Origin of the sequence: Desulfobotulus alkaliphilus, assembly GCF_007830435.1 — a bacterium.
Taxonomy (GTDB): Bacteria; Desulfobacterota; Desulfobacteria; order Desulfobacterales; family ASO4-4; genus Desulfobotulus; species Desulfobotulus alkaliphilus.
Window position 1 is genome coordinate 1 of the sequence record NZ_VLLC01000020.1, and the last position, 25466, is coordinate 25466.

Annotated in this window: 16 protein-coding genes; 9 read left to right on the forward strand and 7 right to left on the reverse strand. The window is 51.8% G+C overall.

Going from position 1 to position 25466, the window contains the following annotated elements:
- Both LZ24_RS11880 and LZ24_RS18075 read left to right on the forward strand, forming a co-directional pair.
- Positions 1 to 277 (forward strand): type II toxin-antitoxin system HicB family antitoxin (locus tag LZ24_RS11880; RefSeq protein WP_246118594.1); only part of this gene is annotated, 277 nt, incomplete at its 5' end.
- Positions 278 to 279: 2 nt separating this feature from the next.
- Entirely contained in the window at positions 280 to 462 is a 183-nt protein-coding gene (locus LZ24_RS18075) for a type II toxin-antitoxin system HicA family toxin (protein ID WP_144685526.1), read from the forward strand.
- Positions 463 to 798: 336 nt separating this feature from the next.
- Here the strand turns inward: LZ24_RS18075 and LZ24_RS11895 are convergent, their stop codons facing one another.
- The 6 genes from LZ24_RS11895 to LZ24_RS11920 form a co-directional block, all read right to left on the reverse strand.
- Entirely contained in the window at positions 799 to 3324 is a 2526-nt protein-coding gene (locus LZ24_RS11895; protein ID WP_186443101.1) for a PAS domain S-box protein, read from the reverse strand.
- A 158-nt stretch (positions 3325 to 3482) separates the two neighbouring features.
- Positions 3483 to 5393, reverse strand: a complete 1911-nt coding sequence (locus tag LZ24_RS11900; RefSeq protein WP_144685528.1) for a bacteriohemerythrin — start codon at positions 5391 to 5393, stop codon at positions 3483 to 3485.
- A 28-nt stretch (positions 5394 to 5421) separates the two neighbouring features.
- Positions 5422 to 6426 carry a methyltransferase gene (locus LZ24_RS11905; protein ID WP_144685529.1) on the reverse strand — a complete coding sequence of 335 codons (1005 nt, stop codon included), beginning with the start codon at positions 6424 to 6426 and terminating at the stop codon, positions 5422 to 5424.
- 641 nt (positions 6427 to 7067) lie between these two features.
- Entirely contained in the window at positions 7068 to 8537 is a 1470-nt protein-coding gene (locus LZ24_RS11910) for a protein adenylyltransferase SelO (RefSeq protein ID WP_144685530.1), read from the reverse strand.
- A 42-nt stretch (positions 8538 to 8579) separates the two neighbouring features.
- Positions 8580 to 9551 (reverse strand): NAD(P)H-dependent flavin oxidoreductase, encoded by a 972-nt coding sequence (locus LZ24_RS11915; protein WP_144685531.1) that lies wholly within the window; start codon positions 9549 to 9551, stop codon positions 8580 to 8582.
- Positions 9552 to 9669: 118 nt separating this feature from the next.
- Positions 9670 to 10554, reverse strand: a complete 885-nt coding sequence (locus tag LZ24_RS11920) for a LysR family transcriptional regulator ArgP (RefSeq protein WP_144685532.1) — start codon at positions 10552 to 10554, stop codon at positions 9670 to 9672.
- A gap of 231 nt (positions 10555 to 10785) precedes the next feature.
- On the opposite strand from LZ24_RS11920, the gene LZ24_RS11925 reads away from it, so the two are divergent.
- Entirely contained in the window at positions 10786 to 11403 is a 618-nt protein-coding gene (locus tag LZ24_RS11925) for a LysE/ArgO family amino acid transporter (protein ID WP_144685533.1), read from the forward strand.
- Between the two features lie 233 nt (positions 11404 to 11636).
- Here LZ24_RS11925 and LZ24_RS11930 read toward each other — a convergent pair whose 3' ends face one another.
- Entirely contained in the window at positions 11637 to 13985 is a 2349-nt protein-coding gene (locus tag LZ24_RS11930; RefSeq protein WP_144685534.1) for a PAS domain S-box protein, read from the reverse strand.
- 575 nt (positions 13986 to 14560) lie between these two features.
- On the opposite strand from LZ24_RS11930, the gene LZ24_RS11935 reads away from it, so the two are divergent.
- The 6 genes from LZ24_RS11935 to LZ24_RS11960 all read left to right on the forward strand — a co-directional run bounded on the left by LZ24_RS11935 (position 14561) and on the right by LZ24_RS11960 (position 25270).
- Entirely contained in the window at positions 14561 to 17641 is a 3081-nt protein-coding gene (locus LZ24_RS11935; RefSeq protein ID WP_144685535.1) for a PAS domain-containing hybrid sensor histidine kinase/response regulator, read from the forward strand.
- Complete coding sequence (locus LZ24_RS11940) at positions 17631 to 19937, forward strand: GGDEF/EAL domain-containing response regulator (protein ID WP_186443103.1); 2307 nt, start codon at positions 17631 to 17633, stop codon at positions 19935 to 19937. Before LZ24_RS11935 ends, LZ24_RS11940 begins: the two co-directional genes overlap by 11 nt.
- A gap of 166 nt (positions 19938 to 20103) precedes the next feature.
- Complete coding sequence (locus LZ24_RS11945; protein ID WP_144685537.1) at positions 20104 to 22128, forward strand: methyl-accepting chemotaxis protein; 2025 nt, start codon at positions 20104 to 20106, stop codon at positions 22126 to 22128.
- Positions 22129 to 22231: 103 nt separating this feature from the next.
- Complete coding sequence (locus LZ24_RS11950; RefSeq protein ID WP_144685538.1) at positions 22232 to 24274, forward strand: hybrid sensor histidine kinase/response regulator; 2043 nt, start codon at positions 22232 to 22234, stop codon at positions 24272 to 24274.
- A complete protein-coding gene (locus LZ24_RS11955) occupies positions 24267 to 24647 on the forward strand; it encodes an Hpt domain-containing protein (RefSeq protein WP_186443104.1) in 381 nt (126 codons plus the stop codon). The genes LZ24_RS11950 and LZ24_RS11955 overlap by 8 nt, the downstream gene beginning before the upstream one ends.
- Positions 24644 to 25270, forward strand: coding sequence for a response regulator (locus tag LZ24_RS11960; protein ID WP_144685540.1), 627 nt, complete (start codon positions 24644 to 24646; stop codon positions 25268 to 25270). The genes LZ24_RS11955 and LZ24_RS11960 overlap by 4 nt, the downstream gene beginning before the upstream one ends.
- The last annotated feature ends 196 nt before the right edge of the window (positions 25271 to 25466 follow it).

Below are 25466 nucleotides of genomic sequence, written 5' to 3' on the forward strand. Positions count from 1 at the left end.
TGCAGATTTAAAAGAGGCGGGCCAAAAATGTAGAAAATCTTGCATTGAAAAAATAAGGAGCAGATCAATGAGAACTTTTACAGCCGTGATAGAAAAATGTCCTGACACAGGTCTTTTTGTTGGTTTTGTTCCGGGTTTCCCTGGAGCACATACCCAGGCTGCAAGCCTTGATGAAATGAAGGATAATCTCAAGGAAGTTGTAGAAATGCTTTTGGAAGATGGAGAGCCAAAGCTTGAATCCGAACTTATTGGAACACAAACCGTTATGGTGGCATGATTATGGGAACATGCCCTGTACTGAAGCCAAAAGAAGTTGTAGCAATTCTCCAGCAACTTGGATTTCAAGAAATACGCCAGAGAGGTTCACACAAACAGTTTCGACATTCCGATGGTCGTAGAACCACTGTGCCATTCCATAGTGGACGGGATATATCACCAATCTTACTCCGTCAGATTTCTTAAGATATCGAGATCAAACTTGAAGATCTATTGCAGCAGCGCTAACCACCACAGCTTTAAATGGAAGGAAGGCCATGCCTGCGAAATTGAAATCACCGATTACCATTGATGTCGGCCGTCGTTTGCCTCAAAACCGCCCACCGAAGCCGCCTTTATGATGTTTCGTGGTTCATGCGGATGCTCAATGAATCCATCGCAAGAAAAGCCAATCAGGAGGAAGGCATTTCCGGCAGGTTCTGGGAGGGACGTTTCAAAAGTCAGGCCCTTCTCGATGAAAAGGCCATGGCCTATGTGGGGCCCAACCCTGTCCGTGCAGGTATGGCCGAAACCTTTGAAACATCAGAATTTTTGAGCGAAAAAGGACGCCCGGTCCCTCCCACTGGCCTTGGAGTGGTACATGGCCCTGTCTGCCCGCTTGCACAGGGTGATAAGATCCCTGCCATGCTCGGGATAAAGAGCAATGCCGATGCTGGCTGAAATACGGAGTTCATGTCCTTCAATACAAAATGTCCTTCTCAGCTCCCTGCAGATATTAGCCCCGATCCGGGCTGCGTCCTCTCTGGAGGCTATCTTGCGCAGAAGGATGACAAACTCATCGCCACCGATCCGGGCTGCCGTGTCCGAAGCCCGGATGAGTTTTTCCATCCTCCGGGCGGCCTCCTGAAGCAGAAGGTCGCCCACCCGATGCCCCAGCGTATCGTTCACGGGTTTGAATCTGTCCAGATCAATGAACAAAAGGGCAAAGGTATCCTTCTCCCGCTCCCCCTGAATCAGGGCCTGCTCCACACGGTCCTCAAAAAGCGTCCGATTTGGAAGCCCCGTCAGGGGATCATGCAGAGCCATGTGGGTAATACGTTCTTCCGCGTCTTTCCAGTCCTGAATATCTGCGAAATATCCATGCCAGAGAATAGCCCCGTCATCCTGCAACTCCGGTACGGACTGCCCGGAAAACCAGCGGTACGCTCCATTTGCCCTGCGTACACGAAACTCATTCTGCCACAGACTGAGGTTGGCTGCTGAATCCAGAATGCTTTCCATAAGGGATCCCAGATCATCAGGGTGCATGGCATTAAAGGCTGGGGAGGCGTCCTCCATCAGCTCTTCGGGATGAACCCCGAAAATTTCCTGCACTCTCTCGCTGGCATAGGGAAAATGATAACTGCCATCGGGCCGTATTCTGAACTGGTAAATGGCACCGGGAATGTTGGCAGCCACCTTGTTCAGCATGGCCAGGGCCGTTTCCCTGGATTCTGCCGCATACTTTATATCGGTGATATCCCTTGCAATGCCATGGATACCTGCAATATGGCCTTCCCCGTCAAAAAATGGCGAGGCATTGGATGTATGCCAGCGCCAGCCACCGTCCCTGTGGGTCACACGATAGGATATGCCCCCCTGTTTTTTGCGGGTATCATAAATCAGATCCAGAAATGCATATCCTGCGGCAAGGTCATCGGGATGCATGAAGGCGGTAAAAGACTGGCCCCTGACATGGGAAACATCGTGGCCAAGTATTTCCGTCCAGTTGGGAGAAACATAGGTCAGCACGCCATCCATATCCATGCTGAAAATAATATCATTGGCGTTTTCCACCATTGCCCGGAAGGTTTCTTCACTGATCCTCAGTTTTTCTTCCAGCTCCTTCCGCTCCGTCACATCAAAGACGGTTCCTGCACTGGAAATCATGCCTCTGTACAACAGAGTGCCAAGGCTTAACTCAACCCAGCGGACCCCACCATCCTTTCTCAGTATTTTCATTTCATACCGGGAGTGTACATCCTTTCCCTCCAGCCGTTCCATGGTCATCTGGACGGCCACTTCCCGATGGTCCGGATGCACAAAAAAAGAAACCTCATGGGCAAGGAGTTCCTCTTCATTGTAGCCAAGGATATGGCCCATGGCAGCATTCACCAGCACAAAGTGCCGGTTCTGAAGCACATAAATGCCTGCGGTCGCATGATCCGCCAGCGTCCGGAATCGTGCTTCACTTTCCTTCAGGGCACGGGTTCCTGCTCCCAGCTCAGCCAGAAGCCGCCTGCGCTGTACCCTGAGGGCCAGCAGATAGGCCCCGCCTCCGGCAAAGACCAAAAAAAGCAGGCCCGCTCCCAGTACAGGCAGCAGCCATCCGGGCAGGACCTCCACCCTTTCGCTGCGCATCCAGCGCTGGCTGATCCGCTGAAGTTCCTCATCTCCGAAAATGGAAAGGGCCACATCAATGCTGTCCTGCAGGTCACGGCTTCCCGGAGGCAGGCCCGCTGCCAGATACCGGGTATAAAGAAGCGTCACAGCATAAAACTGACCGGGCTCTCCATATCGGTCCAAAAGATACATGCCTGTGGGATAATCCGCCACAAAAAGCTGAACCTCTCCATGAAGTGCCGCCTGCACCATCAACTGGTTATTGAGAAAAGGACGGAGCGTCAGGTCGGGATACGCAAGCCGCATAAACTCCTGTTCATAACTTCCGAGGGTCACACCCACTTCCGCACCGTCTGGAATCTCCAGCCTCAGGGGAATCAATTCCGAAGCGGCAAAGGCGTAGGTGTGAACCCCCATAATTTCAGCTGAAAAATCCATGAACTCCGATCTTTCAGGTGAAGGGACCAGTCCTCCATGGACATGGGCACGACCATCCTTTACGGCTTCGATGCTTTCTGCCCAGTCCGTGAGAAAAAAACGGACATCCATTCCCATGATACGGGTGATCTCCTGCCAGAGCTCTATCAGCATTCCTGCAGGACGCCCCCCATCGTCAAGGAATGAAAAGGGCGGCCAGGCATGATCCAGGGAAACCACCAGAGTTTCCCTCACAGGCTCCCTCTGCCCATGGGATAAAACCGGCAGGGAGCACAGCAGCATCAGCATAAAAAATGTCTTTATTTTCCCACAAAAGGACATAGACAACTCGCTGAAATTGAAAATATTATAACATCTTATCCCTGCCTGATTCTGGCCGTCCTCCCGCCATGTTCTTCCCGGCACCACGACCATCAAGGTGTAACAATAAGGTCTTCCGTCAGCAATCAGAGCCTAAGCTCCGTTTTACCCATCTTTTCCTTGAGAAAGGGAACATAGGCCATGTCTGTCTTTAAGATATGGGTATTAAGCCAGTCTTTGAGAAAATCCATGAGATCCATGGTGACCGTCGCCTTTCCGCTCTCAAAATCCTTCTGAATTCCCACAACCCTTGCCACAAGATCCCTGTGAACCTTACTGTGGGACCGGCTTTCCGGGTATCCGTATCGGGCAAAAAGCTCTTCCTCATAGGCAAAATGGGTTACGGTGTAGTCCGCAAGCTGCTTAAGAATGCCTCCCAGCTCAGCGGCCCCCTTTTGAAGCCGCATGGCCTTGTGAAGCAGGTTGATCAGGCGCACAAGTTCTCTGTGCTGGTCATCAATGGTCTTGATGGATGTGGCAAGGCGTGAACGCCATGGCATCAGCTCCGGTATGTCCGACGCCTTCAGTCCGGAGTGAAGACCTCCGGCCTTCTCTTTATTGGATACCCTGAAAACGGCGATCATTTCCCTGAGATTTGAAGCCAGAAGATCCAGATCCTTTGCGCTGATGCTCATATGGCTGGACCGGCCGGACATTTCTGCGGCCACCGTATCCACGGTTGCAATGTCCCTTGCAATTTCCGATGCCACAAGGGAGCTCTGGGCAACATTCTCATTCACTTCCCGGATACCGATGGAAGCCTGATCAATGTTTTCAGCCACCTCCGATGCCCTTGATGACTGCTCATCCACAGAAAGAACAATCTCGTGGACTATCTGATCCACCTGGGAAATCACCTGAGAGATGGTTCCTACCTCCTCTACGGTCTCACGGGTGGATGACTGGATGCCCCCTATCTTCCCACGGATAATGCGGGTGGCATCCGCCGTCTGATCCGCCAGCTTCTTGATTTCTCCGGCAACAACGGCAAAGCCCTTGCCGTATTCGCCAGCACGCGCCGCCTCTATGGTGGCATTGAGGGCCAGAAGATTGGTCTGCTCCGCAATTTCCGTTATCAGCTCCGTTACATTGCCAATTTCCTGAGCCGCTGCACCCAGCGTGCCGACCTTATCGGAAACCACATCCACCTGATTTCTGGCCTGGGTCGATATTTCAAGGGCTTCCCTGCAGTTCCCCGCCACTCCTGAAATATTGACCTGCATCTGGGCAGCGGCTTCTGCCACCATGGCAATATTGGTGGAAGCTTCCTCGCTGGCCGCAGCAACCGTATGCATACTGGTGTTCATCTCTTCCGCTGCCGCCGCCACGGAATTGGAACGGCGGTGCAGGTCCGATGCCTCCCCCTCCATTTCAGCAGACACCATGGCAACCTCGGAGGATGCAGCAGCAATACTCTGGGTTTTTCCTCCAACACTCATGATGATCTCATCGAGGGTGGCCACAAAAAGATCAAACCCCGCCGCAAGGCTGCCGATTTCATCCTCTCTCACAAGCCCCATTCGAACGGTGAGATCCCGCTCTTTTCCTTTGATGGCCTTGCGAAGGCTGGCATTCAGTTCTCTGACGGGTGTAAGAAAAATACGATTGAAAAGAAAGCCCATGGCAAGCATGACAAAGAGCAGGCTGGCTGCAGCAGCAAGAACCATCCGGCCCAGCATCCCGTGGGAAAGGGTATGGGGAATGGCACGGATATCCTTCTGAAGCCCTTCCAGTACGGCTCTGGTATCCGCATTCACAGAAACGGAATCCATGGCCTGAACCTGCGCTGCCATGGCTTCGGCAATGCGGGTGCTGTCATGGATCTGGACACTGCGAAAGGCCCACAGCATAAAAATCAGGGCCAGAATCACCACCAGCAGGAGCGATCCTGCAATTTTAACATCCAGACTTTTTTTAACCAGCGATGCAACCATGAACACCCGCCTCAGACATGAAGGATTATACAAGAACAGAACCGCCATCGGTCCCTTTGCCAAATATCCATCCTTAAAATAGGGGAACGGATCATTTTATGCCCATGAGAATACCTGATTCTGTGGGGCCTTTATAGGGCAGGCGACGGATCTCAGAAGCCCCTGCGTTTTCAAGCATCTCCCGGATTTCTGACTCGGAATAGGATTGTCCGCCATCCGTTGCCACCAGCATATTGATACTGAAAAGAGCTGCAAAAAGCGGGGCTGTGCGCAGATCTTCAAGGATGAAATCATGGATGAAAATGCGGCCTCCGGGTTTTAAAGCTGACATGGCCTTTACAACAAGCCTTTGGGCATCCCCGGGATTCTCCCCATGGAGAATGTGGGAAATCCATACGGCATCAAAGGCTCCCGGTTCCGCCACACTGTCCGTGTGAAAATTGAAATCCGTAAAGGCCATGCGCCCTTCAAGGCCATAGCGGGCAATGGTTTTCTCCGCAAAGGGTCTTGTGGTGGGCAGATCATAGACATCTGCCGTCAGATCTTTGTTTTCCAAACAAAAATGGATGGCAAAGGTGCCCGGCCCTCCGCCAAAATCCAGAAGGCGGCGGCATCCGGAAAGATCAAGGGCCTTTGCAACGCCCGGTGCGGTGGCAGAAGCGATGTTGAACATCCCCATGAGAAAACTTTCCCGCTCCGCTTCTTCCGTAACACCGTCAAGGCTGCTGTCAACGGGTTTTCCCGAAAGAACCGACTCGGACATGCGGTTCCAGGAATCCATGAGAAAGTGGTGGTGCAGAATCATGTAACCCACATAGGCGGGGGCGTCCTTCACCAGAAAGGCCTCCGCAGCCGGGGTGTTGGCATAAAGGCTGTCTTTTTTCTCAAGAAGCTCCATGGCAGAAAGGGCATCCAGCAGGGCCACAACTCCCCTGAGATCCCCCTTCATGGCATGGCAGAGATCTCTGGCACTTGCAGGGCCTTTGGAAAGAAGGGTAAAAATTTCCAGCTTCACCCCCGTATGCAGGGTGCAGACCTGCCAGTAGGAGCCCGAAAGGCGCAGAAGACTGCCGGGATTCCAGGAAGATTCCGTCATGATGATTCTCCTTTCTCAATCATTTGATTTGATTAGCAATTATTCAGCACAATTTCTTTCGAACTGCCAATGCTGTCATTGCAGCAGCTTCGTACTGCTGCAAGGCTCCGAGGCTATTTGAAAATGACATTGCAATCGTTTCGGATTCCGGCACTCAAGCCATAAACCCAGAGCCTGCGATGAAAAAAATGGGCTTTTGCAAGCTTGAGTGCCGGAGTGCTTATAAAAGCGGCAAACTGTCTGAGCCGCCACAAAGGCAGCGTACTCAGGCCTGCCATGGTAATCAAAAAGCTTATCCTGCCTGTGGCGGGGAGGTTTTGCCGCTTCCGCACAGGGCAAGAAGCTCCCGAATCCGGCACTCAAGATCCATAGGCATTTTTGCTCCCGTAAAGGGCTTGAGTTTTTCAGCTTGAGTGCCGGATTGCGTCACGGGCAAATAGCCTGGAGCCTGTGCATCTGTCTTGCAGGTATGATATGAAAAAGTGTGCTGAACAGTTACAAACCATTGAAATTAAATGGCCATATTTTACGATTGTGGCGGGCACCCGTAAAGGGTGCCCCTGCAAAACAGGGGCCGTAAAAACCATTCGTAGGGGCAGGCCTTCAGGCCTGCCCCTATCAGATACTTCGCCCACATCGCCTCAGGTTCCGCAAAAAGTCCGGTGTACAAGCTCATGGGGCTGCGGTGGTTCAGCATACTTTTCAAAACCCGGCTGAAGATCAAAGGGCCGGGACAGCACGGAGAGCAGGGTTTCAAAGGGCTGGAAGTCACCCCTGTCCTCTGCGGCCCGGATAACTTCCTCCACCCTGTGGTTCCGGGGAATGAAAAGAGGATTCACCTTCCGCATGGCTGCGGCACGCTGAACGCCATCACCGTCTTCGGCATCCAGACGATGCAGCCAGTCCCCCAGCCATGGGCCGCAGGCCTCAGGCTCCCTGAAAAGGGCCGTGAACCCGGATACCCTTGCAGGGTCTTCTGCAATATCGCAGAGCTTACGGAAACTTAAGGTGAAATCGGCTCCATTGGCATGCATCAGCTTTAATAAAGACTGAATCCGCCCTTCATCCCCTTCCATGTTTTTTAAAAATCCAAGCTTTTGACCCATACCTGAAAGCCAGTGCCGCTGGAAGGCATCGGGAAAGGCCCCGAGAACGGCATTGGCTGCCTCCAGTTCTTCATCGGAAAAAAGGGGCAGAAGACTTTCCGCAAAGCGCCGCAGATTCCAGTGGGCCATCTGCGGCTGCCGTGCATAGGCGTATCTTCCTGCCTGATCAATGGAGCTGAAAACCTTCATGGGATCATAGGCATCCATAAAAGCGCAGGGACCAAAATCAATGGTTTCTCCGGAAAGGGCACAATTATCCGTGTTCATCACCCCGTGGATGAACCCCACCTGCATCCATGCTGCCACAAGGCTGGCCTGCTGCTCCATCACAGCCCGCAGCAGACCGACAGGTCCTTCCTTTTCCATCGTCATCTCCGGAAAATGACGGTTCATTGTATACTCCGCCAGAATCCGAAGGGCTTTGTGATCCTGTTTTGCCGCAAAAAATTCAAAGGTTCCCACACGGATATGGCTCAAGCCCACACGGGTCAGCACAGCACCGGGAAATCTTTTTTCCCGAAGCACCTCTTCTCCGGTCAGTACCACGGCCAGAGAGCGGGTGGCAGGAATACCTAAGGCATGCATGGCCTCCCCAAGAATATACTCCCGCAGCACAGGTCCCAGAGCGGCCCTGCCATCTCCATTGCGTGAAAAGGGGGTTGGGCCGGAACCCTTCAGCTGGATATCCCGGCGCAATCCGTTTTTGTCCACAATCTCTCCCAGCAGAATGGCCCGGCCATCCCCAAGCTGAGGCACAAAATGACCGAACTGGTGTCCTGCATAGGCCATGGCCAGAGGCTCAGCTCCTTCAGATACCCGATTGCCCGAAAGAATTTCTCCCCAGACTTGAGGAAAAAACATCTCCCAGTATAGCCCCAGATTCTCCAGAAGTTCCCGGTTTATTTTCACAAGCAAAGGTTTTTTCACCGGCACAGGGTGCTGGAAAGCATAAAAACGGGAAGGCAGACGGGCATAGCTGTTGTCAAAGGGAATGGCTGAATCCATGGGAAAGCTCCTGAGCCTCTGTAAGTCCGTGAAACTGCAATTTCAGGAAAGAAAGGAGGCAAGGCGTTCTCTGATGATCCTTTCAGCATCTTCCACAATGCGGCGGATCAACGCCTCCACAGAAGGCACATCGCGGATCAGTCCAGCCACAGGGCTTGCCCCCCAGACACCGCCGTTGACATCCCCGTCCTTCAGGGCCTGTTCTCCCCTTTTGCCTGCAACAAGGGGGGCCAGCTCATCGATGGTTACACCGCCCCGCTTTTCCAGCGCCACAATCTCATCGGCAAGGGTATTTTTATAAATCCTTGCCGTATTGTGCAGGGTTCTGAAAATCAGTGCGGTCTGCCGTTCATCGGCATCCACAAGGGCCTTTTTGATATTGGCGTGCACAGGTGCTTCCTTGGTTGCCACAAAGCGGGTGCCCATATTGATCCCGTCTGCGCCCAGTGCCAGTGCTGCCGCCAGTCCCCGGCCATCGGCAAATCCGCCGGAGGCAAGGATGGGAATATCAAGGCTGTCTGCGGCCAGAGGCAGGAGGATCAGGCCCGGAATATCATCTTCTCCGGGATGCCCTGCGCACTCGAACCCATCCACGCTGACAATATCACAGCCGATTTTCTGCGCCTTCAGGGCATGGCGTACGGAAGTGCATTTGTGGATCACCGTGATTCCAGCCTCTTTAAACAAAGGCAGAAACTCTTCCGGGCTTCTGCCTGCGGTTTCCACAATTTTTACCCCCTTTTCCACGATCATGCGGGCATAATCCATATAAGGTACGGGCTTGAGGGTAGGCAGAAGGGTGAGATTCACGCCGACGGGCTGATCCGTGAGGGAAAAAAGCCTGTCGATCTCATGGCCAAGGGCCTCAGGGTCAGGATAAATCAATGCCGTCAAAAGACCAAGGCCACCGGCATTGGATACCGCCGATGCAAGGTCTGCCGTTCCCACCCACTGCATGCCACCCTGAACAATGGGATGGCGGATACCCAGTTTTTCCGTAATCCGTGTTTTCATATTTTTTCTCCGTGAAGGGTTTCGGGGTATTTAAAAAAATCATACAGAAAAGAAGCTGCAAGCACAAAGGCTGAAACCTCAACTTACTTCCCCTGCGAAGGCACTGCAAGGCTATGGATCAAAAAAGCCTTTTTCCCGCCTCCTGCACCAGTACATCCGTAAAGTCTTTAAGCAGGGAGGACCCGATATCCCAGCAGTGCCAGAAAAGGGGAACGTCCATGGGCATATCCGGAACCAGCTCCACAAGGGAGCCGGAATTGAGAAAACTGCGGCTCTGGAGATCCGGCACCATGCCGCAGCCAAGGCCCAAAAGGATAAAGTTCAGAAAACTTGTGGCGGAAGGAATATAATGTACCGGAGGATTAAGAGATAAACCTGTTACCTGATTAAAAAAGCGATCCTGCAGGCGGTCTTTCCGGTTGAAAATCAGCACGGGTGCTTCAAGATCCCGCAGCCCCTCCAGCCCCGACGGCAGCCAGCGATCCATGTAGGCCGGTGATGCCAGCATCCGGTAACGCATACTGCCAAGGAGGTGGATGCGGCATCCCTGAACGGCCCTGTCCCTGCTTGTAATGCATCCCATGACCTCCCCGTCCTGAAGCAGACGATGGGTGACATCCTGATCATCCGTCCTGAGATCCAGCAGGATCATGCGGGAAAGCAGAAATTCCTGCACCGCCTCAGGAAACCATGTGACAAGGCTGTCTGCATTGAGGCCCACCGTCAGACTGCGGTAGGCCCCCGGCCCTTCAGGCAGCAGGGCATCTTCCAGATCCGCCTCCAGAGAAGCCACCTGCCGGTAATGTTTCAGAAGCCGTACCCCCGGCTCCGTTGCCCGGGGCGGGCTGCTCCTTACCAGCAGCACCTGACCCGTCTGGCTTTCAAGCAGTTTAATCCGCTGGGATACCGCTGACTGGGTGATGTGCAGCGTCTGCGCCGCCCTTTCAAACCCGCCCTCTTCCACCACGGATGCCAGTGCTTCCAGCAGTTTATAATCCAGCATATCCGACACTCCCTTTTTGCTCACCCTTCTTCTTGCAAAGCTCTTTGGTACTACCCATAACATATACTTATGAATCATGAAAATAATGAATTTTCCTTTTAGACCCTTTGGCGTTAAGGATGAAAAAAAGGGCCGCCACAGCCCCCATGCCTTTGAAAATATCCGTTCCGGACAAACACGGTAAAAATAATCTCCGCCCCGGAAAAATAGAGAACCTGAAAGGAAAGAACCATGCTGACCCCTGCTTTTTACGGATTTTCCGTATGCCTTGGACTGATCATTGCCATTGGTGCCCAGAATGCCTTTGTGCTGAGCAATGGCATCAGAAATAACCGGCCCCTTCTCATTGCCCTGACCTGCATTGTCTGCGACAGCCTTCTCATCGGCATTGGTGTCGCAGGGCTGGGAAGTCTCCTTGTCTCTAAACCGGATTTTGTCCGCTGGGCCACATGGGGTGGGGCTGCCTTTCTCATGGTCTACGGGTTCAGGGCCTTCTGCTCTTCCATCAAAGGGGGAGGCACGCTGGAAACCGAAAACAGCGGGAGCATTACGGCATCTTCCCTGATCCTCGCCACCCTTGGGGTGACTTTCCTCAATCCCCATACCTATCTGGATACCATTGTGCTGATGGGTGGGCTTTCGGCCCCGTACATGGGGACAGAAAGACTGGGATTCTGGCTGGGTGCGGTGACGGCATCCACGGTCTGGTTCATCACTCTGGCCTTTGGGGCCCGCAGGCTGGCCCCATTTTTCAAAAAAGCCGCTGCATGGCGCATGCTGGATGCGGGGGTCTGTGTCATCATGTGGGGGATTGCTGCTGCTCTGGTGCAGCAGGCGCGCACCCTTTAAAAAAACGGATCTTTCAGCCCCAGGCCTGACAATGCCTGTTGAAGCCGCTTCTACTATTACAGTGACCTATGCTGCACATCGTACGCCTGAAATTTTCAAATGTTTCAAGGCTGACCGTTTGGAGTATAAATAGCGTACGCTTTACCGGACTTTCAGGTTAATATCAAAGCCCAGTGGCCGGAACTTGCGGTATTCTCCCATGTGGTCTATACAAAGGTGGGGTTTTCGGTTTTTCAATCTGTAACTACCACAATGGGAAACCCCTGTATCCCACCGGGCAACTTGAAGGGCAGCACAAAATGGACAAGGGTGCCTGCATCGGGTCTGCTGTCTATGTTGATATTTCCATCCATAAGGTCCACAAGCCGTTTGACAATGGCAAGTCCAAGCCCGGCACCTTCGTATTGGCGGGCAGAAGATCCGTCCACCTGAGTAAAGGGTTTGAAAAGGTCTTTCAGGCGATGTACAGGAATACCGATTCCCGTATCGGAAATGGAAAAAAGGATACGCAGATAGCCCGGCCTTTCCTGAGACAGGGGATGAACCTCCACCCGAATGGTCCCGCCTTGGGTAAACTTCGTGGCATTGCCTATGAGATTGAAGAGGATCTGCCTTAACCTGCCAGCATCACCCATAAGATTTTCTGGTATGGAATCATCGGTCAGGCAGCTTAAAACCGTGTTGTTTCTGGCGGCGTGATCATAAAAAATCTCACACAGGGAATCGCAGACCTCTTTCAGATTAAAAGCCTGCTCCTGAATCTCCATCTTTCCGGCTTCGATCTTGGAAATATCAATAATATCATTTAATAAACGACCCAATCGTTCCGCAGAACCAATGGCCAGTGAAATGCACTGTTTTTGATCTTCATTCAGAGGATCTTCCTTCAAAAGCTGCATCATACCCAGAATGCCGTTGAGGGGGGTGCGGATTTCATGGCTGATGTTTGCCATGAATTCGGATTTGGCCTGACTTGCGGCTTCGGCCTCTGATTTGGCTTCCAGCAGGGCTTCTTCTACAAGCTTTCTCTCGCTGATATCCCTGACAATGGCAAGAATTCTTGGAATCCCGGCAATAAAAACAGGCTTTAAAATATTTTCTGTATAAAAAAGCTCCCCGCTTTTCTTTCTGCATAGCCATTCAAAAACAACGGCTTCACCCTTTGCCGCTCTTCTCATCAATTTTTCTGAATATTCATTGGTATAAGGCTCTACAGGCGCAGACAATTTCGCCACAGACAGTTCCGAAAGCTCGTTTCTTGTATAACCATACTTTAACAACATGGATTCATTCACATCCAGAATCGCTCCCGTATCAATGTCATGGATAAACAATGCATCCGGGATATTGTTAAATATTTCCCTGTATGTTCTTTCAGAGAGCAGAAGATTTTCCTCTGCCTGCCTTCTTTCGGTAATATCCCTGAACTCAACGGTTCTTACTGTTTTTCCTTTGTAGGGGACATTTCTTGCCTCAAGCCTGATGGGAAAGGACTCGCCATTTTTACGCAGGCCATTGGCCTCGTAGGGCTTTTCATAGCCCGCAATGATTTTACCCATCACCATGTCCCTGTGTTCCGGAGCAATGAGCAAAAGACCGTCCATCCCCGCAAGTTCATCCAAAGCATATCCCGTCATGTCCGAAAGGCCCTGATTGCAGTCCAGAATGATGCCTTTGTCATGGATTGCAATGCCCCCGAAGGATGCATTGTGCAGGGCCTTAAAACGTTCTGTGCTTTCGACAAGCTCCTTCTCTATTTTTTTACGTTCGCTAATATCCCTGAAGATACCCGTAATGCAGGGTCTTCCATCAATATCCAGTACAATACCCGTTCTGATTTCCACAGGAATACTGCGCCCGTCTGCATGGCGTAATAAGATTTCAAACAGCTTACCTGCTTTGGTAAATTTTACTGCTTCCTGAAATTTTTCCTTGATATATTCTTCAAATTCTGCGGGGTGAAGCTGACTGAGATGCATGGCAAGGAGTTCATCCCGCGTTCTGCCCGTAAGGGACAATGCCGCAGGATTGGCATCCATGAGCATGCCAGTTTCCATATCCGCAAGGAAAACAGCATCCGCCATGCCATAAAAAAGGGTACGAAAACGCTGCTCGCTTTTAATCAAAGCCTCGGATATCTCATGTTTTTCCATGCTGTATCCCAGTCTGCGGGCGCAAAGGATGAGAAGATTTATTTCCTCTTCCAAAAAAGGGCCCTCATCCCTGAGCGGACGTTTTTCCAGATAAAACACCTCAACACGGCCTTCACTCTGCCCATTCACCCTGATTTCAGCAGAAATCCCCCAGTCCGTTTTGCTAAAATTATCTGTCTGAAAAGACTGCCCCCTGAAATGAATGCGGACACAGGTAATTTCAGGATAAAAGAAGGCATGGGCCAATGCCTCCAGTGAAGCACGAAAGATTTGTCCCGGATCTTTGCCCCTTTCCACGGCATCGGAAATTTTCTGAAGGCAGTTCAGTTCCTTGACACGCTCCCGCAGTGCCTCTTCCGCAGAAAGCCCTTTGCTGCACAAAAATGCCGTTTCAGGATGCCCTGCATCCCCTGTCTTTTCTTCGTCCATGTCCCAGATCCTTATCTGTCACATTTTCTGGATTTCCTGATTTATACTCCAGTTGCCCATCTGTGAAACATCTGAAAATTGGATTGTTATTCTGATTTATTTAATGAGGCCCTCACCCGGTATAGATACAGGCCCTGTCCCTGCCAAGGGCCTTGGCCTTATAAATGGCTTTGTCGGCTTTTCTGGATAAAACCATAAGGCTGTCTCCATGTTCCGGATATACGGCCATACCCAGGAAAAAACGTAACTATTCAGCATTGGTTCACACACAAGGGCAGGCACAGGGGCCTGCCCCTACAATAACACAAAACCTGAATTAATCATGGGTTTTGTGTAGGGGCACCCCCCCGTGGTTGCCCAAAACCAGGGCTGGCACAGGGGCCTGCCCCTGCACCAGAGGGAAATGGGGAATTTGCTGAATAATTACCTTAGTATTTGCAAAAGCACATTTTTTCCCCTATTCTCATTGGCATCCATCGTTTTTTACCTTAAGATACCGTCAGGGTTTTCTTTCAAGCTCCCTGTTTTTTTCAGCCAGACAAGCCAGCTTCCATCCAGATCAACGGGACACCGCCATGCCGAAAAAACCTGAAAAACCCCAAAAGGCTCGCCGCTACCCTCCCCTTACAGGGCAGTCACGGGAAGGTCAGCCCCCTGTGAATAGGGATGGGCGGTATAAAGATGCCGCCCGCCGCATCCCAAAGGTCGCCCCTGAAGACGTGGAAAATCTCTCTCAGGAGGAAGTGCTGCGCCTGCTTCAGGAAGTGCTCATCTATCAGACAGAACTTGAGATGCAAAACGAGGAGCTTCTTGCCGCGCAGGAAGAAATTGAAAAAAACCGGCGGCGCTACTTCAGCCTCTATGACCTTGCGCCGGTGGGCTACTGCACCCTCAGCGAAAAGGGTCTCATTTCCGAAGCCAACCTCACCCTCTGCCATATGCTGGGTGTCAGCCGGTCTGACCTTTTAAAAAAACCCCTGATCCGTTTTATTCCGGAAAGAGACTACCCCATCTTCCATAACATGCTAAAAAAAATGGAAAACGGCCAGAGCCATCAGGAATGCGAGCTGCGCATGGCAAGGCCGGATGGCTCATGGTTTCAGTCAAGGATGGAAACAAGCCATGCGCCGGAAAACAAGGAAAAAAATACCCTGCGCATTACCATCAGCGACATCTCCGAATCCAGAGAGCTGGAAAGCAGAATCCGGGAAAGGGAGGAAATTTTCCGCAGCAGTTTTGAAGACAGCTCTGCCGTCAAACTGCACATTGATCCCGCAACGGGCAGCATCATCAATGCCAATAAGGCAGCCGCCACCTTTTACGGCTGGTCCAGAAGCACCCTGCAGACAATGCGCATTCAGGACATCACCCTGCTGGACCAGCCCTTTGCCCGGGAAAGCCTGACCCTTGCAAAAAACCAGCCCAAGTCACGGCTTTTTTTCCGCCACCGCCTCAGCGACGGCAGCATCCGGGACATGGAGATTTTCAGCAGCCCCCTTACCGTCAATGGCAAAGAGATCATTCACGCCATCCTCCATGACATCACAGAACAGAAAGAAGCGGAAGAGAAGCTTCGCCAGAGTGAAGAGCTTTACAGAAATCTTTTTGAAACCATGGGTCAGGGGGTTGTGTATCAGGATGCCTCCGGCCATATCACCAGTTGCAATCCTGCTGCCATGCAGATACTGGGCCTCAGCCTTGAACAGATGCAGGGCCGCAGTTCCCTTGATCCCCGCTGGTGCGCCACACGGGAGGACGGATCGGATTTTCCCGGAGAAGAACATCCGGCCATGCTTGCCCTGAAAACGGGAAAACCCGTGCGCAGTGTGCTCATGGGGGTTTTTCATCCGGGAAAAAATGAAAAAAGATGGATTCTCATTGATGCCATTCCCAAGTTCCATGACAAGGCTGAACAGCCCTATGGTGCCTTCACAACCTTCACGGATATCACGGAAAACATCCGGGCAAAGGAAAAAATCGAAGAATACGCCAGACAGATGGCTGAAAAAAACAGGGAGCTGGATGAGGCCCTGAACAGGGCAGAACAGGCTACCCGTGTAAAGGGCGAGTTTCTGGCCAACATGAGCCATGAAATCCGCACGCCCATCAACGGGGTCATGGGCATGACGGATCTGCTTCTGGATACGGAGCTTAACCCTGACCAGCGGCGTTTTGCGGAAACCATTAAAAACAGCAGCCGGATTCTCCTCTATCTCATCAACGATATTCTGGATTTTTCCAAGATTGAGGCAGGCGAACTCCGCATCCAGCCCCTTGCCTTTGACATCCACCGGCACATGGACGATTTTGCAGCAACCATGGAAATTCAGGCCCGCCAGAAAGGCCTTGCATTCACCTGTAAGATGGATGAAACCATACCGCAAACACTTTATGGAGACCCGGAAAGGCTGCGGCAGATCCTCAACAACCTTACGGGCAATGCCATGAAGTTCACGGAGGAAGGTTCCGTTGACATCAAAGTAAACCTTCTCAATGATTCCAGTCATTCCCCCGGAAAAGAACGGGCCTCCAGCGAAAAAAACACGGATATCTGCCTGCTTTTTTCAATCTCCGATACGGGTATCGGCATTCCCGAAGACAGAACCCATCTGCTTTTTAAACGGTTTTCCCAGATGGAAACAGCCACCAACCGTCGCTTTGGCGGCACCGGGCTTGGCCTTGCCATCTCCAGCCAGCTCGTTACCCTGCTGGGCGGAGAAATCGGCGTGAACACCCAAAGGGAAAGGGGCGTTGAATTCTGGTTTACGGCAAGATTCCCCATGGACATATCCCATGCAGAAAAAGAGACGGACAAGAAAGAAAAAGGGCTGCCTCAGCCCAATGGCAATCCAACCTTTGCCGGACTGCCCCGTTTTACCGGCCATATTCTCCTTGCGGAAGACAATGCCACCAATCAGGCCGTGGCCACAGGCATTCTCAAAAAAATGGGGCTTAGGCCTGAGGTGGCGGATAACGGCTTTAAAGCCCTGGAACTTTTGCAGCACACAGCCTATGACCTGATTCTCATGGATGTGAACATGCCGGAAATGGATGGCATCGAAACCACCATCCGAATACGTCAGATGGAAATGGAAGCGTCTCTGGAAAGGGGCGGAAAAACCTGTAGCGGGGTTCCCATTATCGCCATGACCGCCGCAGCCATGGAAAAGGACAGAATACGCTGTATGGAAGCAGGTATGAACGATTATCTCAGCAAACCCGTCAACCCCCATGAACTGGCGGAGGTTCTTGGAAAATGGCTTCCCCTTCACCCTGCGGATGCGGACGAAAGGATTCTGCCCCATAGGGAGGGGAAAAAGCCCCTTCCGGCCTTTGACAGGGAAGAACTCCTTGGCAGGGCCATGGACGATGAAGAGCTTGTGAAAAAAATACTGGAGGCGGTACAGGAAAACCTTCCCTTAAGGGTAAAACGGATCAGGGAGGCCCTGATGGCCGGGGATTATTCTGCCATCCTTGCGGAGGCCCACGCCCTCCATGGCATGGCCCTGAATGCAGCCTGTCCGGGTATTGCAAGGATCGCCCGCAGCATGGAAACGGGTGCTGAGGGTCATCAGAATCTTGAAGAGCTGAGATTGATGATGGTTCGTCTGGACGATGAGGTCAGACGCTTTGGGGAGGCAATTCATGGACTTTGAATACGGAGAAAAAAAACCAGATACGGATGGGACTGCTGCTCCGAAGATTCTCATTGTGGATGATGAAGAAGTCAACAGGGTCATCCTTGACATCCTTCTCAGTAAAAAAAACTTCATCACCCTTTCCGCCGCATCCGGTGAGGAATGCATACAGAAGGCGGAAGAAGAGGCTCCGGATCTTATTCTTCTGGATATCATGATGCCTGTGATGGACGGCTTCAGAACCTGCGAAATTCTCAAAGCCAATCCCCGCACAAGGGAGATTCCCGTTATCTTTCTTTCCACACTTGCGGACAGCAGAAACAAAGCCACGGGTATTGAGATCGGAGGCGTCGATTACCTGAGCAAACCCTTTGACGGGGCCGAACTCATGGCAAGGCTCCGCCTTCATCTGACCCTCCGGAGCCAGAAAAAACAGCTCCGGAGACATACGGAAATTCTGGAAGAAACCGTAAGGGAGCGCACCCGTGAACTGAGCCGGGCGGAAAGGGCTTTGCGCCACAGCTATGAACAGCAGGGAATCCTCAACCACCTTCTCCAGCTTTCCCTTAAAGATCAGTCCCTTGAAGAAATTCTCCAGCAATGTCTTGAAAGCATACTGAAAATATCATGGCTCAGGCTCCAGCACAGGGGCTGTATTTTTCTGGCCGGACGAAGGGATGGCACCCTTCAGCGGGTGGCCCATCAACCCTGCAGCGATGCCATCCGGGCGGCCCTTTCCGAAAAGACAGGTATCGGAATCTCCCTGTGCCCCCAAAAGGCATGCATTGCAGATATCCATGCCTCCAGTGACTTTCCATCAGATCTGACGCAGCACCAGATGCATATCCTTGTACCCGTCTGGTCCAGATCCCGGCCCCTGGCCCTGCTCTGCCTGCATCTGGAAAACACACAAGCCCTTTCCCCGGAAAAAAAAAATTTCCTCACATCCATTGCCGGTACCCTCATGCAGATCATCCTCCACAGACAGGCAGAAGAACAGGCCCGCCACAACCTGCTGCACGATTCCCTCACGGGGCTGCCCAACCGCACCTTCCTGATCCAGAGACTGAAAACAGAAAGCCTCGCAGCAAAGGAAACTCCGGAATCCTGCTTTGGCCTTGCCCTGCTGAGCCTTGACCATTTCAGAAACTTCAACGAAAGTTTTGGTTTCTCTCTGGGTGACGGCATCATTCACGCCACGGCTGAAAAACTTCTGGAAGAAAAAGGTTCGGATTATGAAGTCTGGCACCTTGGGGCAGACACCTTTGCCCTTTTGTTCAGCAGGCTGAAAAACCGGGAAACAGCCATCCGGAGCACAGAAAAAATACTGGAAGGCATACGAATACCTTTTTCCGTCAAAGGCCACCTGCTCCATCTTACAGCCAGTGCGGGCATTGCCTTTTCCGATTTTTCATATAAAAAAAGTTCCGAAATTCTGAGGGATGCGGATACGGCCATTCATCAGGCAAGGATTCTGGGCAGGGACAGGCTGATGGTGTTTACGCCCAAAATGCATGAAAAGGCCAGAGGTGCCATGGAAACCCTCATGGATCTGCGTCAGGCCATGGAAAAGGATGAGCTTATTCTTTTCTATCAGCCCATCATCCATGTTGACAGCGGCAAAGTCACAGGCGTTGAAGCCCTGATCCGCTGGAAACATCCCCACCGTGGCATGGTCAGCCCTGCGGAGTTCATCCCCATTGCCGAAGAAACGGGGCTGATACTCTCCATGGGAAAATGGATACTGAAAAAAGCCTGCACGGATATCAAGGCTTTCAATGCCCTTTACCCAAACAATCCCCTTACCCTAAGTGTCAATCTTTCTTCAAAGGAATTTGCCAACACAACACTTTTTGAACAGATCCGGCAGACCCTCACAGAAACCGGCTTTCCACCGGAACGGCTGAAACTGGAAATAACGGAAAGTGTGGTCATGGGCAATGCCGAAGCCGCTGTCATCACCCTGAGCAAACTCAAAGAAATCAATGTCCGCATCTCCATTGATGACTTTGGTACGGGATATTCCTCCCTTTCCTATCTGCACCGCTTCCCCGCAGACAGTCTCAAAATCGACCGTTCCTTTATCCGCCGCATGCATCTGGGGGGAGAAAACATGGAAATTGTCCGTACCATTGTGACGCTGGGCAAGGCCCTTCACATGGAAATCACCGCCGAAGGCGTGGAAACCGCAGAAGAGCTTGCCATGGTAAAAGAGCTGGACTGCCCCTGCGTACAGGGCTTCTATTTTGCCAGACCCATGCCTTTGGAAGAGCTGAAAACGTCCCGCTTTTTTCATCCCCTGCTTAAAGGGTGACGAGCGTTTACGTAAAAAACCAGAAACAGACAAAGCCTTTACATACTGCCCCTGAAGACGGACCCATTCAAAAAAACTGTTCTTTGCCCTGCAAAGCCTGTTATAAACAAATACACCCTCTACACCCCCTATCTTTGTTTTTCCAAACCCTAAGGAGAACAAGCACATGACAGACAAGGGATGGACCATAGGAAAAAAGCTCATTGTATCCTTTATCGGTGTTGCCATCATTACCCTTCTTGTGGGTATTGTGGGCTTTTACGGAGCAGATCAGGGTGAAAAATCCATCACCGAAATCGGTGCGGTGAGACTTCCCTCCGTAGACAGCCTCCTGCTCATGGAAAGTAACCTGCAACTGGCCCGGGGCAGCGTTCGAACCCTTGCCATTCCCGGCCTTTCCATGGAACAGCGCCAGCGCCAGTATGAGGCATTTTCAAGGGCAAGGGCCGCATACCGGGAAGCCGTCAATATTTATGAACCCCTTCCCCAGACCACAGAAGAAGCACGGCTCTGGAACGAATTCACCACAGCCATTGCCGCCCTTGCCAGAGAAAATGACCGGACCCTTGAAATGGCCAGAGCCATTGATGCCAATGGCATTGCCGATCCCATGGCCCTGTCCCGCCGCATTGAGCAGTTTACCAAAGACCATTATATGGTTGTGGATCAGGTGAGAACCCTCATTGAAAACCCTGAAACACGGTTTGAAGGGGGAGAAAGCCACACCGCCTGCAATGCGGGCCGTTTTTTCCCCACCTTCCAGACGGACAACCGTCAGCTTCAGGCAGCTCTCCGTGAATTTGACACCCCCCATCGCCGTTTCCATGAAGCTGTGGCACGCATCAAGGAAGCGGTGGCTTCAGGCAGAACCGATTCCGCACGGCAGATTTTCAGGGGCGAACTGGAACCTGCCATGGATGGCGTTTTCAGAAGTTTTGCGGCCATGCAGGCCATCGCCGATGAGTCAGTGAATCTCTTTGAAGCCATGAAGGAGCAGGCCCTTGTGGTTACGGCGGCAAGGGAAAGGGCTGCCCTTGGCGTTCTGGCCCAGATTGTGGACATCAACAGAGAAATTGCCCGTGCGGAAACGGAAAATGCTCAAAGGCAGGCTGTATTCATAGAGATTCTGGTTATGGTGGTATCCATCATGGGTGTGATCCTTGCCCTTGCTCTGGGTCTTCTCATCACCCGCAGCATCAACACCAACCTAAGCCGTATCATTGCAGGGCTGAACGAAGGTTCTGATCAGGTGGCTTCGGCTTCGGGTCAGGTATCTTCCGCCAGCATTTCCCTTGCCGAAGGTGCCAGCGAGCAGGCCGCATCCATAGAAGAAACCTCTTCTTCCATGGAAGAAATGTCTTCCATGATCAAACAGAATGCGGACAATGCCGGGGAAGCCAACGCCCTCATGGGACAGACAAGGGAGGTGGTAAACACCGCCACTGCCTCCATGGCCGAGCTTACCGGCTCCATGACAGACATTTCCAAGGCCAGCGATGAAACCTCAAAAATCATAAAAACCATAGACGAGATCGCCTTCCAGACCAACCTGCTGGCCCTCAATGCCGCCGTTGAGGCGGCCCGTGCCGGGGAAGCAGGAGCCGGTTTTGCCGTGGTTGCCGATGAGGTGAGAAACCTTGCCATGCGGGCTGCGGAAGCGGCAAAAAATACCGCAGAACTCATTGAAGGAACGGTAAAAAAGGTACAGCAGGGAAGCGAGCTTGTCAGCCGCACAAACAGCGCCTTCAGCGAGGTGGCTTCCAGCAACATCCAGGTGGGTCAGCTTGTGGCGGAAATTGCCGCTGCCTCCAAGGAGCAGGCGCAGGGCATAGAGCAGATCAACAGAGCCGTTGCGGAAATGGACAAGGTGGTACAGCAGAATGCGGCCAATGCCGAAGAATCCGCTTCCGCATCCGAAGAAATGAATGCACAGGCCGAACAGATGAAATCCATGGTTCAGGAACTGGTGGCCATGGTGGGGGGGGCTGCTGCCAGTGCCAGAAGACATGCCTATACCACGGCCCATTACAGGGAAGAAAACCAGAACCGTCCGGCCCCTGCAAGGGCGCAGGCTCCGGCAAGGCAAAATCCGGACAGAAACCTGAAACGCCCACCCCAGACCAAGGGCAAAGAAATCAGCCCCAGGCAGGTCATCCCCATGGATGATGACGATGATTTCACAAGGTTCTGAGCATTTTCTGTCTGTCTTCGCTATGGCTGGATACACGAAAGACGGTCTTCCCTGACTCCCCTGCCGGAAAGGAAGACCATTAGTTCCTCACCGGGAGAAAAAGATGAACACCAAGAATAATAATCCCGAAAACCCCCATACAGAGCCGGATGTTTCAGAGCTGAAAAAGAAAATTGCGGCCCTCAGGGAACATCTGCAGGGACAGGCCAAAAAAATTGCAAAAATGTATCAGGATAAGGCCCATCTCATTGCCCTCATCGAACATGCGCCGGATATCATCATGCGTTTTGATAAAGATGGCAGACACCTTTTTGTCAACCGGGCCATTGAAAAGGTGGTGCCCATAGCTGCGGGGGATTATATCGGCAAAACCCACAGGGAGCTGGGATTTCCCGAAGCAACCTGCTCTTTCTGGGAGTACAACTTAAAAAAAATCTTTATTACGGGTGAACTGAAAGAAAAGGAAACCCCCTATGCGGGCATCTACGGCTTAAGAATTTTCAACTGGCGTCTTATTCCCGAATACGGCCACTCCGGCAAAGTTCACAGCATCCTCTGCATGGCAAGGGACGTGACAGAGCAGCGCCTTGCGGAGCAAAGCTACACAAAGCTTTTTGACACCATGCCCTATGGCTTTGCCCTGCATGAAATGATTTTTGATGAAAGGGGAAAGGCCCTTGACTATCGTTTTTTAAGCGTCAATCCGGCCTTTGAAAGGCTGACGGGCCTGAAGGCCGATGACATTCTTGGCAGGCGGGTGCTGGAAGTGCTGCCAGAAACGGAAAAACAATGGATAGACCGCTACGCAGAAGTGGCAGCCGGAGCGCCACCCATCCACTTTGATTCCTTTTCAAAGGCACTGGATAAACATTTTGAGGTTACAGCCTATGGCTCCGGTCCGGGTCAGTTTGCCACCCTATTCCACGATGTCACAGAACGAAGGAATACGGAAAAGGAGAAGGAAAAACTGCAAAGCATGCTGGCCCAGTCCGACAAGCTCAATGCGGTGGGCCGCCTTGCAGGAGGTGTGGCCCATGACTTCAACAACAAGCTCAGTGTCATCACAGGGTATGCGGAATTTGCCCTGGACAGAACCCCTCCTTCCCATGAACTCCATGCCGACCTGCAGGAAATCATCAAAGCCGCCCGCAGTGCCACGGAACTGACCCGCCAGCTCCTCACCTTTGCGCGCAGGGAAAGGACCAACCCGCCGAAAATCATTGATGTCAACGATATCATCCCATCCATGCTGAACATGCTGGGAAGACTGCTCGGAGAAAACATCGACGTCAACTGGCAACCGGGAAAAAATATCTGGGCTTTGCACATGGACCCTTCCCAGCTGGATCAGATTATTATCAACCTCTGCGTCAATGCAAGGGATGCCATAGGAAGAAAAAACGGGCGCATCACCATTGAAACCCGGAACACCAGCCTGAAATATCCTTCGGAAACGGCAGAATCTGATATTTTCCCCGGAGACTATGTCAGTATCAGCATAGCGGACAATGGCTGCGGCATGGACAGGGAAACCATGGCACAGATCTTTGAACCCTTTTTCACCACAAAAAAAGAGGGGGAAGGAACGGGGCTGGGCCTTGCAACGGTTTATGGTATTGTGCGACAGAACAAGGGCATCATACGGGTGTACAGTGAACAGGACATGGGAACGGCTTTCACTGTTTTTCTGCCAAGATACACCAGCCAGCAAGCCGAAGCCGAAACAACACCTTCCATGGAAAAGGAAAAAAGGGGGAAAGAAACCCTGCTTCTGGTGGAAGACGATCCGGGTCTTCTGGCCCTGAATCAGGCCATGCTGGAACGTCTGGGGTATCAGGTACTGCCCGCAGCCCTGCCCGAAGAGGCCCTGAACATTGCCGATTCCTTTAAAGAAGACATCGCCCTGCTGCTCACGGATGTGGTCATGCCGGGGATGAGTGGTCCTGCACTCTCAAAAATTCTTACGGAGCGTTTTCCGGACCTTAAAAGCCTTTTCATGTCAGGCTACTCCCAAAATATGCTCCGGGAGCAGGGATTTGCCACGGAGAATGTGGATCATTTTATCCAAAAACCCTTTTCCTTTAAGGAGCTCAGCCTTAAGGTCCGGCAGATTCTGGATATGGAAGGAAGTGCTCAAGATGGATAAAACCTCACAGAATAAATATTTTTCCTCTGTTTTTGACAAGAAAACCATGATGAACCGTTTTATGAATGATGCGGAAATAGCCTGCGGCGTTGTAAGGGTTTTCCTTACGGATACCCCAAGGCAGCTTTCCCTGCTTCAGGATGCCCTGAAAGACAAAGATCTTGAAACAGCCACGAGAATTGCCCACAGCATCAAGGGAGCCGCCATGAATGTGGGAGGCTTAAGCCTCGCAAAACTCGCCGCAGCCATGGAAAAGGATGGCCATGAAAAACACATCCCTGCCATGGAAGAAAAACTGGGGCAGATGAAAAAAAATTGCCATGATCTCATAGGAATTTTACAAGAAACCTTCCATATAAAGGATATTCCATGAAGATACAGGACCACAGCATCCTCGTGGCTGAAGATGATCTGACTTCCCGCACGGCTTTGCAGCTCACCCTTAAAAAATGGGGCTATGCCCCCCTCATTGCTGAAGACGGAGAGGCTGCATGGGAAATTCTGCAGGATGAAACCCCTCCCCGCCTGCTGATTCTGGACTGGATGATGCCAAGGCTCCATGGCATTGACCTCTTGCGCCGCATCCGTTCCAATAAACTGGAATCTTCCTTTTATATTATCATGCTGACCACAAGGGACAGCACCGAAGATATCATTGAGGGCCTTGATGCCGGAGCCGATGATTACCTCACCAAACCCTTCAATCCCGGCGAACTGCGGGCACGGGTCAATGTGGGCTTCCGGGTTCTGGGCCTGCAGGCCACCCTTGAAAAAAGAATTCGGGAACTGCAGAAAGCCGTAGAACACATTCAGACCCTGCAGGGCATTCTTCCCATCTGCTCCTTTTGCAAAAAAATACGCAATGACACGGGCTACTGGGATCAGGTGGAATCCTATATAGCCAAGCACTCGGGTACCCGCTTCAGCCATGGCATCTGTCCGGACTGCCTTGAAAGACATTACCCGGATTTTGCCGATGAGGTGCGGGGCCAATGAGGTACGGGAATGATAGATTGCGGCATCCTGTGAAACGGGTTGTCGTTTTACCTTGTTTGGTCAGAGAGAGATGTGATATGGGTATGAAACATAATAACGCCAGAGGAATAGGGTTCTGCAACTTTTAAAGAACCTCCTTTTGCGTATCCTGTTCGCTTCTGGGTCAATGCACAAGTTACTCCATGACAAGACGCCT